This is a genomic window from Idiomarina sp. Sol25 (genome assembly GCF_033052775.1).
Taxonomy (GTDB): domain Bacteria; phylum Pseudomonadota; class Gammaproteobacteria; order Enterobacterales; family Alteromonadaceae; genus Idiomarina.
This window is the reverse complement of record NZ_JAUPEW010000095.1, coordinates 1-281: the sequence shown is the minus strand read 5'-3', so window position 1 is coordinate 281 and position 281 is coordinate 1. Positions and strand designations below refer to the sequence as shown.

General features: G+C 65.1%; 1 pseudogene. It reads left to right on the top strand.

Annotated features, from left to right (window positions below):
- Positions 1-281 (top strand): annotated as a pseudogene (locus Q5L94_RS13615) (magnesium-translocating P-type ATPase); the annotation flags it as partial.

The window sequence follows — 281 nt, the reverse complement described above, 5'->3', positions numbered from 1 at the left end:
CCCAAGAGGTGCCGATTGCCGACCTTGTGCCGGGCGACATCGTTCAACTCGCCGCCGGCGACATGGTTCCAGCCGACGTTCGGGTGCTGAACGCAAAGGACCTCTTCGTCAGCCAGGCCATGCTTACCGGCGAATCGATGCCCGTCGAGAAGCATGCGAGTCCGCCCACGGATCATGCGACGGGGGGCGAACTCCTCGATCTGCCCACGGTCTGCTTCATGGGTTCGAACGTCGTGAGCGGCTCGGCAACGGTGGCCGTGGCGGCAACGGGTGACACGACC